Annotated in this window: 14 protein-coding genes; 10 read left to right on the plus strand and 4 right to left on the minus strand. The window is 73.2% G+C overall.

Annotated features, from left to right (window positions below; genetic code table 11):
• Positions 1-389 precede the first annotated feature (389 nt).
• Positions 390-1,019 carry a hypothetical protein gene (locus tag ACIQCH_RS29980; protein ID WP_402585998.1) on the minus strand — a complete coding sequence of 210 codons (630 nt, stop codon included), beginning with the start codon at positions 1,017-1,019 and terminating at the stop codon, positions 390-392.
• A 207-nt stretch (positions 1,020-1,226) separates the two neighbouring features.
• On the opposite strand from ACIQCH_RS29980, the gene purN reads away from it, so the two are divergent.
• Positions 1,227-1,841 carry a phosphoribosylglycinamide formyltransferase gene (purN, locus tag ACIQCH_RS29985; RefSeq protein WP_402585999.1) on the plus strand — a complete coding sequence of 205 codons (615 nt, stop codon included), beginning with the start codon at positions 1,227-1,229 and terminating at the stop codon, positions 1,839-1,841.
• Complete coding sequence (purH, locus tag ACIQCH_RS29990) at positions 1,838-3,403, plus strand: bifunctional phosphoribosylaminoimidazolecarboxamide formyltransferase/IMP cyclohydrolase (protein WP_402586001.1); 1,566 nt, start codon at positions 1,838-1,840, stop codon at positions 3,401-3,403. Before purN ends, purH begins: the two co-directional genes overlap by 4 nt.
• A gap of 89 nt (positions 3,404-3,492) precedes the next feature.
• On the opposite strand, the gene ACIQCH_RS29995 is transcribed toward purH, so the two are convergent.
• A complete protein-coding gene (locus ACIQCH_RS29995) occupies positions 3,493-4,230 on the minus strand; it encodes an RDD family protein (protein ID WP_030204124.1) in 738 nt (245 codons plus the stop codon).
• Positions 4,231-4,509: 279 nt separating this feature from the next.
• On the opposite strand from ACIQCH_RS29995, the gene ACIQCH_RS30000 reads away from it, so the two are divergent.
• The 6 genes from ACIQCH_RS30000 (at position 4,510) to ACIQCH_RS30025 (ending at position 10,556) form a co-directional block, all read left to right on the plus strand.
• Entirely contained in the window at positions 4,510-5,451 is a 942-nt protein-coding gene (locus tag ACIQCH_RS30000; RefSeq protein WP_402586003.1) for a bifunctional methylenetetrahydrofolate dehydrogenase/methenyltetrahydrofolate cyclohydrolase, read from the plus strand.
• A 70-nt stretch (positions 5,452-5,521) separates the two neighbouring features.
• The gene (locus ACIQCH_RS30005) at positions 5,522-5,974 is read left to right on the plus strand and encodes a DUF3017 domain-containing protein (RefSeq protein WP_402586005.1); all 453 of its coding nucleotides are present in this window, start codon (positions 5,522-5,524) and stop codon (positions 5,972-5,974) included.
• A 220-nt stretch (positions 5,975-6,194) separates the two neighbouring features.
• Positions 6,195-7,184, plus strand: coding sequence for a malate dehydrogenase (locus tag ACIQCH_RS30010; RefSeq protein ID WP_402586007.1), 990 nt, complete (start codon positions 6,195-6,197; stop codon positions 7,182-7,184).
• Positions 7,185-7,306: 122 nt separating this feature from the next.
• A complete protein-coding gene (locus tag ACIQCH_RS30015) occupies positions 7,307-9,097 on the plus strand; it encodes a hypothetical protein (protein ID WP_402586009.1) in 1,791 nt (596 codons plus the stop codon).
• Positions 9,084-9,461 carry a hypothetical protein gene (locus tag ACIQCH_RS30020; protein WP_402586011.1) on the plus strand — a complete coding sequence of 126 codons (378 nt, stop codon included), beginning with the start codon at positions 9,084-9,086 and terminating at the stop codon, positions 9,459-9,461. The genes ACIQCH_RS30015 and ACIQCH_RS30020 overlap by 14 nt, the downstream gene beginning before the upstream one ends.
• Positions 9,462-9,464: 3 nt before the next feature.
• Entirely contained in the window at positions 9,465-10,556 is a 1,092-nt protein-coding gene (locus tag ACIQCH_RS30025; protein WP_402586013.1) for a serine/arginine repetitive matrix protein 2, read from the plus strand.
• Positions 10,557-10,563: 7 nt separating this feature from the next.
• Here the strand turns inward: ACIQCH_RS30025 and ACIQCH_RS30030 are convergent, their stop codons facing one another.
• Entirely contained in the window at positions 10,564-11,385 is an 822-nt protein-coding gene (locus tag ACIQCH_RS30030) for a DMT family transporter (RefSeq protein ID WP_402586096.1), read from the minus strand.
• Positions 11,386-11,557: 172 nt separating this feature from the next.
• Between ACIQCH_RS30030 and ACIQCH_RS30035 the strand changes: the two genes are divergently transcribed.
• Positions 11,558-11,866: a hypothetical protein gene (locus ACIQCH_RS30035; RefSeq protein ID WP_030204111.1), complete on the plus strand. Its 309-nt coding sequence runs from the start codon at positions 11,558-11,560 to the stop codon at positions 11,864-11,866.
• An 8-nt stretch (positions 11,867-11,874) separates the two neighbouring features.
• Positions 11,875-13,074, plus strand: coding sequence for a glutathionylspermidine synthase family protein (locus ACIQCH_RS30040; RefSeq protein ID WP_402586015.1), 1,200 nt, complete (start codon positions 11,875-11,877; stop codon positions 13,072-13,074).
• A gap of 55 nt (positions 13,075-13,129) precedes the next feature.
• On the opposite strand, the gene rocD is transcribed toward ACIQCH_RS30040, so the two are convergent.
• On the minus strand, positions 13,130-14,335 hold the full coding sequence (gene rocD / locus ACIQCH_RS30045; protein WP_402586017.1) for an ornithine--oxo-acid transaminase: 1,206 nt from the start codon (positions 14,333-14,335) through the stop codon (positions 13,130-13,132).
• Positions 14,336-14,386 lie beyond the last annotated feature (51 nt).

Consider the following 14,386-nt stretch of genomic DNA (forward strand, 5'->3'; position numbering starts at 1 on the left):
TGCGGGGCGGGGGGGGGGCGTCAAGGGCGCCCTTCGGGCGTCGCCTGCGGCGATTGCGCTGCGCTTCACCCTTGACGCCCCGACCCGGCCCGGAAGGGCAAAACCTCGGCGGACAGGCCCCGGAAAGGACGCCCGGGGCAGGTGTGAAGACTTCGGCCCGTCGAGTCCGGCCGGCGGGGTCAGCGCCTCGGATCGCTACGCCCCACTGGTTCGGGTGGCGGGCTCCGGGTCCGGTGGGGGCTGGACATAAGCCGCCCACGATCGCTACGCCCCACCGGTTCGGGTGGCGGGTGCGGCTGGGTGGGGGCTGGGCATAAGCCGCCCACGATCGCTACGCCCCACTGGTCGGTTCGGCGGCTGCCGGGCCGGATGGGGCGGTCGGACTTCTCCTACGGCTTCACGCCCATGAGGTCGCGCAGGGGCGGGGGGAGGAGGTCGTTGCACTTGAGGGCGGCGGACTTCGTCAGGGCGTCGTCGCGGCAGACGTAGAAGTCCTTGTACGCGATCTGCATGGCGTAGGTGCTGGCCGTGAGGATCAGGGCCAGGGCTGCCGTGAGGAGGCCGGCGACCGCGGGGGTGGTCTGGGGGCGCACGGGCGGGGTCGGGGTGCCCGGGGCCGGCGGGGTGGGCTTGGCGCGGAGGGAGCTGAAGCCCCAGTACATCGCGAGGGAGCCGAGGAGGAGGCCCATCGCGGGGACGTGGAAAAGGGTGAAGAAGAAGGCCCACATGCCCGAGAGGAGGGCGTACCGGGCGCGGCGCTGGACCGGGTCCGTGGGGTCCCAGCGGGGGGCCGGCTGCTGCGGGGGCTGGCCGGGGCCGAAGGGGCCCATGGGGCCGGTGGGGCCGGTCGGGCCCGTGGGGCCGGCGTCCGAGTGGCGGGGGCGCCACGGTTGGTCCGGGCGGCCCTCCGGGGGTGCTGCGAAGGGGTTGTCGTCGGGCGCAGGCGCGGTGGGGCCCTCCGGCGCCTCGCCGGAGTCGGGGGCGGAGGGCTGGGCGGAGGACTGCTTCGGGTCCGGCATCGGGTGTGTTTCTTCCCCTTGGGTGCTGCGCTGACACTGCGACGTGTACGCCCGACGCTACCGCCCGGCCATGCCCCCGTCCCTCGGGGGTTGTCCGGTGTGCCGGTATCGTTGCGTGCGGTCGGTCGCTTCGTATGGTTCCCCGTATATCGGGGGCGCGGAGTTTCGTACGATCGCATAAGACGCACCCGCGAGAAAGGGCCTCACATGGCCGCCTCCCGCCTGGTCGTGCTGGTCTCAGGCTCCGGCACCAACCTCCAGGCCCTGCTCGATGCCATCGCGGCGGATCCGGAGGGCTACGGCGCCGAGATCGTGGCCGTCGGGGCGGACCGCCCCGGGATCGCCGGTCTCGAGCGCGCCGAGCGGGCCGGGATCCCCACCTTCGTGTGTGCGGTCAAGGACCACGCCTCGCGGGAGGAGTGGGATGCGGCGCTGGCCGCCGCGACCGCGCAGTACGAGCCCGACCTCGTCGTCTCCGCCGGGTTCATGAAGATCGTGGGGAAGGAGTTCCTCGCGGCCTTCGGCGGGCGGTTCGTCAACACGCACCCCGCCCTGCTGCCCGCCTTCCCCGGTGCGCACGGTGTGCGGGACGCGCTGGCGTACGGGGTGCGGGTGACGGGCTGCACCGTCCACTTCGTGGACGACGGCGTGGACACCGGACCGATCATCGCCCAGGGTGTGGTCGAGGTCCGGGACGAGGACGACGAAGCCGCGCTGCACGAGCGCATCAAGGAAGTCGAGCGCACCCTGCTCGTCGATGTCGTGGGGCGTCTGGCCCGCCACGGCTACCGCATCGAGGGACGAAAGGTAACGATCCAGTGACCGCCGAAGGTACGAAGCGGCCCATCCGCCGCGCTCTGGTCAGCGTGTACGACAAGACCGGGCTGGAGGAGCTGGCCCAGGGGCTGCACGAGGCGGGCGTCACGCTGGTGTCGACCGGGTCGACCGCGTCGAAGATCGCCGCCGCGGGCGTGCCCGTCACCAAGGTCGAGGAGCTGACCGGGTTCCCGGAGTGCCTCGACGGGCGGGTCAAGACGCTGCACCCGCGGGTGCACGCGGGGATCCTGGCCGACCTGCGCCTGGAGAGCCACCGGGCGCAGCTGGGTGAGCTGGGCGTGGAGCCGTTCGACCTGGTCGTCGTGAACCTGTACCCGTTCCGGGAGACCGTCGCCTCGGGCGCGTCCGAGGACGAGTGCGTCGAGCAGATCGACATCGGCGGGCCGTCGATGGTGCGGGCCGCCGCCAAGAACCACCCGTCGGTGGCCGTGGTGGTCAGCCCCGAGCGGTACGGCGACGTGCTCGAGGCCGTGAAGGCCGGCGGGTTCGAGCTGGGTGCGCGCAAGCGCCTGGCGGCCGAGGCGTTCCAGCACACCGCCGCGTACGACGTCGCGGTGGCCTCCTGGTTCACGAACGCCTACGCCCCGGAGGAGGGCGCGGTGCTGCCCGAGTTCCTCGCGGGCGCGTGGGAGCGCAAGGCGACCCTGCGCTACGGCGAGAACCCGCACCAGGCCGCGGCCCTCTACTCGGACGGGCAGCCGGGCGGGCTCGCGAACGCCGAGCAGCTGCACGGCAAGGAGATGTCCTTCAACAACTACGTGGACACGGAGGCCGCCCGGCGGGCCGCCTACGACCACGACGAGCCGTGCGTGGCGATCATCAAGCACGCCAACCCGTGCGGCATCGCGGTGGGTGCGGACGTGGCCGAGGCGCACCGCAAGGCGCACGCCTGCGACCCGCTGTCCGCGTTCGGCGGCGTCATCGCCGTCAACCGGCCGGTGACGGTGGAGCTGGCCGAGCAGGTCGCGGAGATCTTCACCGAGGTCATCGCCGCCCCCGGGTACGAGCCCGGCGCGGTGGAGGTGCTCGCCAAGAAGAAGAACATCCGCGTGCTGAAGGTGGACGGCGACGCCCGTCCGGTCGGCGACCTGCGGCCCGTGTCGGGTGGCGTGCTGCTGCAGCAGGGTGACGTCTTCCAGGCCGAGGGCGACGACCCGGCGAACTGGACGCTGGCCACGGGCGAGGCCCTGTCGGAGGGCGAGCTGGCGGAGCTGGCGTTCGCGTGGAAGGCCTGCCGGGCCGTCAAGTCCAACGCGATCCTGCTCGCCAAGGACGGCGGCTCGGTCGGCGTCGGCATGGGCCAGGTCAACCGGGTGGACTCGGCGAAGCTCGCGGTCGAGCGGGCCGGTGCGGAGCGCGCGCAGGGCTCCTACGCGGCCTCGGACGCCTTCTTCCCGTTCCCGGACGGGCTGGAGATCCTGACGGCGGCCGGCATCAAGGCCGTGGTCCAGCCGGGTGGCTCGGTGCGTGACGAGCAGGTCGTCGAGGCGGCGAAGAAGGCCGGCGTGACCATGTACTTCACGGGGACCCGGCACTTCTTCCACTGATCCCCGCTTCCGGACCCGGCCCTGCGCCGGGTCCGCAGACGGCGAAGGCCGCCGCCCGCTGGTGCGGGTGGCGGCCTTCGCCGTGGGCGTTACTTGACCTTGACGACCAGGGTGCCGGCGGCACGGTCGTGCCAGCCCTGCAGCTTGCCCGAGTTGTCGAAGAAGGGGGAGAGGTAGACCAGGACGGCACCGATGTAGCAGAGGAAGGCGCCGACGATCGGGATGATCCAGCGGATGAAGCCGCCGCCCAGGCCCGGGTTCTGACCGGTGTTCTCCTTGACGACCTTCAGGCCCAGGGCCATCTTGCCGACGGTGGCACCGAGCAGGGAGATCATCAGCCACTCGTAGAGCAGGGTGACCAGGAAGAACAGCAGCATGACGCCCAGGAAGGTCATGATGATGCCGCCGGCCGCCTCGTTGGCGTCGTTCACGCAGTCGGCGTACTCCTGGCTGCCGAACTGCATGCCGGAGCAGTCGTCGATGGACTTCGAGGCGCCGAAGACGCCCGCGAGGCCGATCGCGCTGAAGATGAAGTAGAGGATGCCGATGGCCACGCCGTCGATCAGACGGGCGCCGAGGCGGCGGCCCATCGTCGCGACCTGGACGGTGCCGAGGCCGGCCACGTTGATGTAGCCGTTGTTCGCCTGAAGGGTGCCGGGGGCCTGCGGAGGCACGCCGCCGTACGGCGGCTGGCCCGGCGCCGGGTAGCCGTAGCCGCCCTGCGGCGGGACGCCCTGCGGGGCCTGCTGCGGGTAGCCGTAGCCGGGCTGGCCCTGCGGCTGCTGGGGCTGCTGCCCGTACGGGTTGTTCGGGTCGCCGAAGCTCATGTCGGGGTGTTCCTCCGTATGGAAGTGCGGGGACGCGCGACCGCGCACGGAGGAACCTGCGAACTGAGCGGTCGGCCCCCCCGGCACTGCCCGCGGCACTACTATCCGGCCATCGTGGTGGGCCCGGCTCGCTCTTGTCCAGTCGGTTGCACGTCGGTTGCGGGCTCGTTGTGCACCTGCAACCTCATGTGCGGTCGTTCGGGTCGACGGTGCGACGTGTTCGAAATCCGGGCGCGGACGGAAGTGGAACCGGGCACCCCGATCCGGGAGGATGGAACCATGACCGCCCAGATTCTCGACGGCAAGGCCACCGCAGCCGCCGTCAAGTCCGAACTGGCCGCCCGCGTGGCGGCGCTCAAGGAGCGGGGCGTCACGCCCGGCCTGGGAACCCTGCTGGTCGGCGACGACCCCGGCAGCCGCTGGTACGTCAACGGCAAGCACCGGGACTGCGCCGAGGTCGGCATCGCCTCGATCCAGCGCGAACTGCCCGGCACCGCCACCCAGGAGGACGTCGAGGCGGTCGTCCGCGAGCTCAACGAGGATCCCGCGTGCACGGGTTACATCGTGCAACTCCCGCTCCCCAAGGGCATCGACACCAACCGCGTGCTGGAGCTGATGGATCCGGCCAAGGACGCGGACGGCCTGCACCCCACCAACCTCGGCCGGCTCGTCCTCAACGAGCCCGGCCCGCTGCCCTGCACCCCGTACGGCATCGTGCACCTGCTGCGCCACCACGGCGTGGAGCTGGACGGCGCGCACGTCACGGTGGTCGGGCGCGGCGTGACGGTGGGGCGCTCGATCGGCCTGCTGCTGACGCGCCGGTCGGAGAACGCGACCGTGACCCTGTGCCACACGGGCACCCGCGACCTGTCCGCGCAGCTGCGCCGGGCGGACGTCGTCGTGGCGGCGGCCGGCGTGCCGCACCTGGTCAAGCCGGAGGACGTCAAGCCCGGCGCGGCGGTCCTCGACGTCGGCGTGAGCCGCGACGAGAACGGCAAGATCGTGGGCGACGTCCACCCGGGCGTGGCGGAGGTGGCCGGCTGGCTGTCCCCGAACCCGGGCGGCGTCGGCCCGATGACCCGGGCGCAGCTGCTGGTCAACGTGGTGGAGGCGGCCGAGCGGGCCGCGGACACCGGCGGGGCCGTACGGGCCGCCGGCGACGCGGTGGCGGCCGAGCGGGCGGCGGAGGAGCGGGCCGAGGCGGAGCCCGGTGTCGGCTGAGCGCACGGCCGGGGCGCCCGTGGCCGCCTCGCGGGAGGAGGCACCCGGCTCCGGGGTCGATAATGCGTTCGTGAACGGTTCTCCGAACGGTTCCCCGCAGGGGTCGGAAGACCCGGCGCAGCCCGCCTCGCGGCGGTTCCCCCGGGTCACGCGGGACACCGCCCGGCCCGAGGGCGGCGGCCGGGCTGCCCCCGGGGACGCCCCCGCGCCGGCCCGGCAGTGGCCGATGCTCGCCGTGCTCTCCGCCACCGCGGCGGGGCTGCTGCTCACCGCGCTCGACTACTTCCGGGCGGGCTGCCTGGTGATCGGCGTGGCGCTGGTCGTGGCGGCCGTGCTGCGGCGGGTCGTGCCGTCGGTCGGGATGCTGGCGGTGCGCTCCCGGTTCACGGACATGGTCACGTACGGGCTGCTGGGCATGGCGATCATCCTGCTAGCGCTGGCGGTGGAGCCCGTGTGGCCACCGATCGCACCGCTGCTGAAGGTGCCCTTCCTGGAGGACGCCGTACGGTTCACCCTTCGCTGACCGGAACGTCGATCGGATCTTCCGATCGACGGTGGAACGTACGCCATTCCTTCGAACCCCCGACCCGTGTGCGACGCACCACACGGGGTCGGGGGTTAGCGCTGTTCCGGGTCGGATAGCCTGACCGCGGATGTCTCTTCACATCAAGATTCAGGGAAGCGGCGTCCTCCAGCACCCGGGGCACCCAGGCCCCATCGCCAGCTGTCTAACGGAGAAGGCCATGACCCGCACTCCCGTGAATGTCACCGTCACCGGCGCCGCCGGCCAGATCGGCTACGCGCTGCTCTTCCGCATCGCGTCCGGTCACCTGCTCGGCGCGGACGTGCCGGTCAAGCTCCGCCTCCTCGAGATCCCGCAGGGCATGAAGGCCGCCGAGGGCACCGCCATGGAGCTCGACGACTGCGCCTTCCCGCTGCTCAAGGGCATCGACATCTTCGACGACCCGAACAAGGGCTTCGAGGGCTCCAACGTCGCGCTGCTCGTCGGCGCCCGTCCGCGCACCGCGGGCATGGAGCGCGGCGACCTGCTCTCCGCCAACGGCGGCATCTTCAAGCCGCAGGGCAAGGCCATCAACGACCACGCCGCGGACGACATCAAGGTCCTGGTCGTGGGCAACCCGGCCAACACCAACGCCCTGATCGCCCAGTCCGCCGCCCCGGACGTCCCGGCCGAGCGCTTCACCGCGATGACCCGCCTGGACCACAACCGCGCGATGACGCAGCTGGCCCAGAAGACCGGTGTCGACGTCACCGACATCAAGCGCCTGACCATCTGGGGCAACCACTCCGCGACCCAGTACCCGGACATCTTCCACGCGGAGATCGCCGGCAAGAACGCCGCCGAGGTCGTGAACGACGAGGCGTGGCTGGCCGACACCTTCATCCCGACCGTCGCCAAGCGCGGCGCCGCGATCATCGACGCCCGTGGCGCCTCCTCGGCCGCCTCGGCCGCCAACGCCGCCATCGACCACGTCTACACCTGGGTCAACGGCACCGCCGCGGGCGACTGGGCCTCGATGGGCATCCCGTCGGACGGCTCCTACGGCGTCCCGGAGGGCCTGATCTCCTCCTTCCCCGTCACCTGCAAGGACGGCAAGTACGAGATCGTCCAGGGCCTGGACATCAACGAGTTCTCCCGCAAGCGCATCGACGCCTCCGTCAAGGAGCTGTCGGAGGAGCGTGACGCGGTCCGCGAGCTCGGCCTGATCTGACGTTCCGGACACCGGTCCTGACCGGTGCGTAGAACGCGCTGAGCGCCCCGGCAAACCCTGCCGGGGCGCTTTGGCGTGTTTGCAGCTGTGGCCCTCACTCGCCGGAACCTAGAGTGCGGGGAGTGACCCAGACCACGGTTCCGCCGCAGCCCCCCGGCCCGCCTCCGCAGGGCCGGCCGGCCGGTCGGAGGCCGGTCGCCCCGTGGGCCAGCGAGGCCGGCCGCTCCTTATGCGCGGGGGTCTACCTCGACCCCGTCTTCCGGCACCAGGTGATCGACGAGCTGTACGTGCACGAGGAGCGGGTCGTCGCCCCCAGTTACGGCGTGGACGCCGCCCGGGTCCTCGCCCACGCCCTGCGCGCCAGACGGCACGAACTCGGCTGGGCGGTCGGGGTCCTGCTCACCTGGTGGCTGGCCTGGAAGCTGACCGCCGGACTGTTCGTGATGGACCTGCTGCTGCCCTGTCTCCTGCTCAGCCTGGCGGCCGGCGTCGCCAAGCCGCGCAAGGGTCCGGCGGGCACGCGCGTTCTCGCGGCCCTGGTGCGGTTCTACGGCCGGCTGCTGCTCGGCCTCGCGCTGGTCGGGCAGGTCGTCGCCATCTGGGTGAGCGGCAACGCGTTCGAGCGGGCGGAAAACGGTCTCGTCCAGGCGTTCTGGGATCTGCGCCGGCTCGTCGACGTGCAGGGACGGCTGATGCCGGAGGAGTGGGAGCGCCGCGTCATCCTCGGCGAAGACACCACGAAGCTCTTCTACGGCGTGCTGCTCTTCTTCGCCGTGCTCGCCCTGCTGGCCGGGCTGCAGCGCGGCCAGTTCTCCCGGATGATGGCCGCCGAGCTGTCGCCGCAGAAGTACCCCGACCCCAAGAACGACCCCGCGGAGAAGGCCGCGGGCCTGCGGTTCGCCAAGGTGCAGCGGTGGATCCGCAACGAGCAGTACTCGGCGGTGGTCCTGTACGGGACCGCGAGGCCGTTCTGCGGGGCCGGGCTGCCGTTCAAGGTGTGGAACCTCTCGGTCGAGCTGAGGCCCCGGACGGACCTGGAGGACCGCGAGCCCGAGCCGCTCGACAACGAGCGGGTCCTCGAGCACGTGGTGCCGCTCGTGGAGGCGCTGCGGGTCCCCTCGCCCCGGCGCCGGCCCCAGGCCGCCGCCGCGGTCCTGGACCGGCTGCGGGAGCTGGCGGTGGACGAGTGCGTCTTCCTGCCGGTGGCCGGCCTGCGCGACCGCTACGAAGTGCCCTGCGAGCCGGACGATTTCGAGGAGCACCGCGCCGCGGCCATCGAGGAGGGCGGCGAGAAGCGCCGGCACTTCCTGCGCATCCGCGTCGGCGGCTGGGACGAGGACGTGGTCGTCACCGTCTTCGTACGCGTCCACACCCAGGGCGGGATGCTGATGCTGGAGGTGGCCCCGCACGTGCTCATGCCGGTGCGCGAGGCGTACCAGGAGGCGGACGCCATCGCCCAGCGCTACCGGAACAACAGCCGCTTCGGCAAGGTCGTCTGGGCCGTGGGACATGCGCCGCGCTCGCTCACCACGGCCGTGGCCACCCTCGGGCGGGGTGTCGTGAGCCTGTGGCAGGTGCTGACGGCCGGCCACGGTGGCGCGCGTCCGGAGGGCCCGAAGCAGGCGGTCCGGGAACTGGCCACCGACCTGGACTCGTCGCTGTTCCAGGACATGGACGTGGTGCGCTACCTCAAGACGATCGAGGACCGCGTGACGGGCGGGGTCAAGGTGGCGCTGCACGAGGCGGGTTGGCAAACCGGCGAGTTCGAGCAGAAGATCGTGAACGTGGGCTCGGGCGCCACCTACGTCGGAGAGGTGCACGACAGCGCCGTGAACTTCGGCGAGCAGGGCAGCGCCACGGTCGAGAACAAGAACAAGGGCAAGGCCAAGAGGAGCAGCGGTGGCAAGCAGTGACGACCGGGGGTCGTTCCGGATCGGCTCGATCTCCGGCAGTGCCGTCAACTTCGGGCAGGGCGGTACGGCCCACAACACCAACAACCACGGCACGGCGGCCGGCCAGGACCCGGCCCACGCCGAGCTGCTGCGGCTGGTGCGCGAGCTGCGGGAGGACCTCGGGCGGGTGCGCGCGAGCGAGCAGACGCGGGCGCTCGACGGGGAACTGGCCGGGGCGCAGGAGGAGCTGGAGTCCGCGGGCGAGGCGGGGCCGGGCCGGCTGGCCCGGCTGCGGGACGCGCTGACGCAGGCGGGCCCGGTGGTGGACGTACTGGCCTCGGGTGCGGCGGTCGCCGCGTCCGTCGCGCAGCTGCTGGGGGGCTGAGGCATGGCCGACGGTCCCCGTTGGAACCCGCAGACCCAGACCTGGGAGTTCGGCCCGGCGGACCTCCAGGCCCCGGACTCCGTGTCGCACGCCCCGGCGCCCGAGGCCGGTGCCGAGGCCGGGGGCGCGCCCGCGGGTCCGGCCGCGCCGCAGCCCGCGTACGACCCGCTGCGCGGGTGGCAGGGGTCCTCCGCCGCGGACGCCGGGAGCCCGGCGGGGCCGCCGCCCGCCGCGGGCGCGCCGGTCGGCGCCGCCCCGGGCGCGGGACCGAGCGCCGGGACGCCCCCGCTGCCGCCGCTCCCGCCGACCGCCCCGGTCGTGCCGGGTTCCCCGTACCCCGGAACGCCCGGTACGCCGTACCCGACCGCTCCGTACCAGGGCGTGGACTGCGTGCTGCCCGCGCCGCCGCCGTTGCCGCCCCGGCCGCAGGCGCCGGCCCGGTCGGGCTGGCTGTCGCCGCTCACCGTCGGCGTGGCGGTGGCGGCGCTCGTGGCCGGCGCCGCGGCCGTCTGGTTCGTCCAGCGCGGCGGCGACGCCACGCCGCAGGCCCGCGCCACGGCCCCGGCGACCCCGACGGACGGGGCGAACGGCGACGGGACCCGGAGCCCCTCGGACCCGGCCACCGACCCGGCCTCGGCCTCCCCGTCGCCCTCCGCGTCCGGCGTGCCGGCGGGCTTCCGGGAGGTCCGGGACGCGTCCGGGTTCACGACCGTGGTCCCCGAGGACTGGCAGCGCTCGCAGGAGGCCACCGGGGTGTTCTACCGGTCCGCGGACCGGGCCTGGCTGCTCCAGGTCTTCACGGTCGAGGAGGCGGGCCTGTCCCCGCTGGAGGCCGTGCGCGGCGCCTCGCAGAGCCTGTCCGGCAAGCCGGGCTACCGGGAGGAGCGCACCCGGGAGTACGGCGACGGCTCGGCCGACCTCGTGTACGCGTACGACAACGCGGAGTCGGGCGGCCGCCGCAAGGGCATCGAGCGGGTCTTCGTGGCTTCCGACGGCAAGAAGTACGCCGTCCTCGTCGCCGGTCCGGAGACCGACTGGCCCCGTCAGGCGCAGACCGAGACCGCGGTGGTCGACGCCTTCCGGCCCACTTCCTGAGGGCCGCTCAGGCGGTCTCGGGGGGCTCGCCGAAGCGGGCCAGGGCCAGGGCCCCGGCGACGGCCACGACGAAGCCGACGACGGCGAGCCAGGCCAGCCCCGCCCGGGGCTCGTCGCCCAGGCAGACGACCCCGACCACCGAGGGGCCGATGGTCTCGCCGAGCACCAGTCCGGCGGTGGCGGCGGTCACCGAGCCCTGCTGGAGCGCCGAGGTGAGCAGCAGGAACCCCGCCGCCCCGCCGAGCAGGAGGGCGTAGAAGGCGGGGTTCGCGAACGCGGCGGGGGAGACGTCGTCGATGAGCCGGACCGCGACCTCGACCACGCCGAAGCCGGTGCCCGAGGCCAGGCCCAGCACCAGCGAGCGGGACCGGCCCGGCAGCCGGCCGGCCGCTGCGCCGAGCAGCAGGACCGCGACGGCCGTGCCCAGCAGCGCCCACTTCAGGGCGTCCGAGCCGGGCCGGTCGCCCTCGGGCCCCGAGGCGAGCCCGATCATCGCCAGCCCCGCGCAGACCGCGGCCACCGCGGCCCATTCGGTCCGGGTCAGCCGCACCCGCATCAGCCGGGCGGCGACCACGGCCGTGACGGCCAGGCTGGCGGCGAGGGCCGCGCTGACGGCGTAGATGGGCACGGAGAGCAGCGCGACGATCTGCAGGACGAAGCCCAGCCCGTCCAGCCCGAGCCCGGCCGCGTAGCGCCACTGCCGCACCGCGCGCACGAACAGGGCGGGGTCGACGCCGGAGCCGGTACCGGGGGCGGTGGCGCGGGTGGCGACGGCCTGGAGGACGGAGGCCGTGCCGTAACAGACGGCGGAGGCGAGTGCACAGATCATCCCGAGCAGCACGAAAGGGACTCTAGTCCAGCGGGGGTCCGCCGCCGTCCGTACCGGACTCGTCCCGGCCGCGTATCGGATGCGTACCACCTGCCCGGCCGGATTCCGCCCCTCTTGCGGCTGGTTCTACGCTGTAGGGAACGCATAAACGCTTCACAGGGGGGACTCCACAATGGAACAGCGCACCGGCAGGCGCCTGCGCTCCGGCGCCGTCGTGCTCGGCGGCATGGGCCTGCTCGCGGCCACGCTCGTGGCCTGCGGCTCGGACCCGGACAAGCGGTGCGCCGACCGCGTCACGCTGGAGAAGCTGCCCACCTCCGACTGCAAGAGCGGGGGCCGCGGCTCGTACTACTACGGCGGCAGCGTCGGCAAGGGCGGCAAGCTCTCCGGCGGCAGCTTCGACAAGTCGGCCGTCTCGCGCGGTGGCTTCGGCAAGTCGAGCGGCGGCAAGTCCGGCGGCGGCAAGTCCAGCGGCGGCTGAGGCGGACCGTGCAGCGCCACCGCATCGATCCCCGCCCCGACTGGCAGCGCACCGTCGAGGAGCAGGGCCTGGTCTACCCGCTCACCCGTCACCCCGACGGCTCCCTGCGCCCCTACTGGGACGAGAGCGCGTACTACTCCTTCGGCCTGCCCGAGGTCGAGGCGCTGGAGGAGACGGTCGAGGAACTCCACGCCATGTGTCTGGCCGCGGCCGGCCACATCGTGGCGCAGAACCGTTTCGCCGATCTGGGCGTCACCGACGCGCGGCTCGCCGGGCTCATCGCCGAGTCCTGGCGCCGCCGGGACGAACTGCCTTCTCTGTACGGCCGGTTCGACCTGCGTTACGACGGCACGGGCCCCGCGCTCATGCTGGAGTACAACGCGGACACCCCCACCTCCCTGGTGGAGGCGGCCAGCCCGCAGTGGTTCTGGATGGAGGACCGCTTCCCGGGCGCGGACCAGTGGAACTCCCTGCACGAGCGGCTCGTCGCGGCCTGGCGCCGGCAGGCGCCGCTGCTGCCGCCCGGCCCGGTGCACTTCGCCCACTCCGAGAGCGACGAGCTCGGCGAGGACCTGATGACGGTCGCGTACCTGCGCGAGACCGCCGAGCAGGCCGGGCTGGAGACCGAGGCGCTGGCCGTGGAGCGGATCGGCTGGGACGCGCTGGCGGGCCGGTTCGTCGACGAGCGGATGAAGTTCGTCCGCAGCTGCTTCAAGCTCTACCCGTGGGAGTGGCTGGCGAGCGACGACTTCGGCCCGTACGTCCTCGACACCCTCGACAACGGCGGCGGCTCCGGCTCGACCTGCTGGATCGAGCCGGCGTGGAAGATGCTGCTGTCCAACAAGGCGCTGCTGGCCGTTCTGTGGGAGCTCTACCCCGGCCACCCGAACCTACTCCCGGCCTACCTCGACGGCCCGCGCGAGCTGGCCGACGCGGACGGCCCGGGCTACGTGGCCAAGCCGCTGCTCGGCCGCGAGGGCGCCGGGGTCACGGTGCACGGACCCGGCCCGGGCGGCGCCCCGTTCGTACCGGACCCGGAGGAGACGTACTGCTTCCAGGCCCTCGCGCCGCTGCCGGACTTCGACGGCAACCGCACCGTGCTCGGCGCGTGGGTGGTCGACGGCGAGTCGGCCGGCCTCGGCATCCGGGAGTCGGCGGGGCTGGTCACCGACGAGTACGCCCGCTTCCTGCCGCACGTCATCCGCTGACCGCGCGCCGGCCCGCACCCCCGGGTGCGGGCCGGCGCCCGGTCGAGCCCCCGTCCTACGCGTCCAGCACGGCCCGGAGCTGGTCCAGCCCCCAGTCCAGGTCCTCCTTGGAGATGACCAGCGGGGGCGCGATGCGGATGGTCGCCCCGTGCGTGTCCTTCACCAGCACGCCGCGCTCCATCAGGCGTTCCGACACGTCCCGGCCCGTCCCGTGCCCGGGGGCGATGTCCACGCCCGCCCACAGGCCGCGCCCGCGGACCGCGGTCACCGCCCCGCCGCCCACCAGCAGCCCCAGCTCGCGGTGCAGGTGGTCGCCGAGCTCGGTGGCCCGCTGCTGGTACTCGCCGGTCCGCAGCATCGCGATGACCTCCAGCCCCACCGCGCAGGCCAGCGGGTTGCCGCCGAAGGTCGAGCCGTGCTCGCCGGGCTTGAAGACCCCGAGCACGTCCCGGTCGGCGACCACCGCCGAGACCGGCACGACACCGCCGCCCAGCGCCTTGCCGAGGACGTACACGTCCGGGACCACGCCCTCGTGCTCGCAGGCGAACGTCCGGCCGGTGCGGCCGAGTCCGGACTGGATCTCGTCCGCCATGAACAGCACGTTCCTGCGACGGGTCAGCTCCCGCACCCCGGCCAGGTAGCCGGGCGGCGGGACCAGGACACCGGCCTCGCCCTGGATCGGTTCGAGGAGCACCGCCACCGTGTTCTCGGTGACGGCCGATTCCAGCGCGGTCAGGTCGCCGTAGGGGACGATCTCGAAGCCGGGGGTGTACGGGCCGTAGTGGTCGCGGGCCTCGTGGTCGGTGGAGAAGCTGACGATGGTGGTGGTGCGGCCGTGGAAGTTGTTCGCCGCGACCACGATCTTGGCGTGGCCGTCCGGCACGCCCTTGACCTCGTACCCCCACTTGCGGGCGGTCTTCACGGCCGTCTCGACCGCCTCCGCCCCGGTGTTCATCGGCAGGACCATGTCCTTGCCGCACAGCGCGGCGAGCTGCGTGCAGAAGTCCGCGAAGCGGTCGTGGTGGAAGGCCCGCGAGGTGAGCGTGACGCGCTCCAGCTGCGCCTTCGCCGCGTCGAGCAGGCGCCGGTTGCCGTGGCCGAAGTTGAGCGCGGAGTAGCCCGCGAGCATGTCGAGGTACCGGCGGCCCTCGACGTCGGTCATCCACGCGCCCTCGGCGGAGGCCACCACGACGGGCAGCGGGTGGTAGTTGTGCGCGCTGTGGGCCTCGGCGGAGCGGATGGCGTCTGACGTGTTCGACACGGGGTCTCCGTTCGTGCTGCGGGCGAGGATCGAGGGGCGGGGGTGGCGCCC

This window comes from Streptomyces sp. NPDC093225, assembly GCF_044753805.1.
Lineage (GTDB): Bacteria > Actinomycetota > Actinomycetes > Streptomycetales > Streptomycetaceae > Streptomyces.

What these genes read in the sequence shown, in the direction of transcription:
- ACIQCH_RS29980 (WP_402585998.1), bottom strand. Translation starts at nt 1,019, where the DNA reads ATGCCGGACCCGAAGCAGTCCTCCGCCCAGCCCTCCGCCCCCGACTCC.
- purN (WP_402585999.1), top strand. Translation starts at nt 1,227, where the DNA reads ATGGCCGCCTCCCGCCTGGTCGTGCTGGTCTCAGGCTCCGGCACCAAC.
- ACIQCH_RS29995 (WP_030204124.1), bottom strand. Translation starts at nt 4,230, where the DNA reads ATGAGCTTCGGCGACCCGAACAACCCGTACGGGCAGCAGCCCCAGCAG.
- ACIQCH_RS30000 (WP_402586003.1), top strand. Translation starts at nt 4,510, where the DNA reads ATGACCGCCCAGATTCTCGACGGCAAGGCCACCGCAGCCGCCGTCAAG.
- ACIQCH_RS30010 (WP_402586007.1), top strand. Translation starts at nt 6,195, where the DNA reads ATGACCCGCACTCCCGTGAATGTCACCGTCACCGGCGCCGCCGGCCAG.
- ACIQCH_RS30025 (WP_402586013.1), top strand. Translation starts at nt 9,465, where the DNA reads ATGGCCGACGGTCCCCGTTGGAACCCGCAGACCCAGACCTGGGAGTTC.
- ACIQCH_RS30030 (WP_402586096.1), bottom strand. Translation starts at nt 11,385, where the DNA reads ATGATCTGTGCACTCGCCTCCGCCGTCTGTTACGGCACGGCCTCCGTC.
- ACIQCH_RS30035 (WP_030204111.1), top strand. Translation starts at nt 11,558, where the DNA reads ATGGAACAGCGCACCGGCAGGCGCCTGCGCTCCGGCGCCGTCGTGCTC.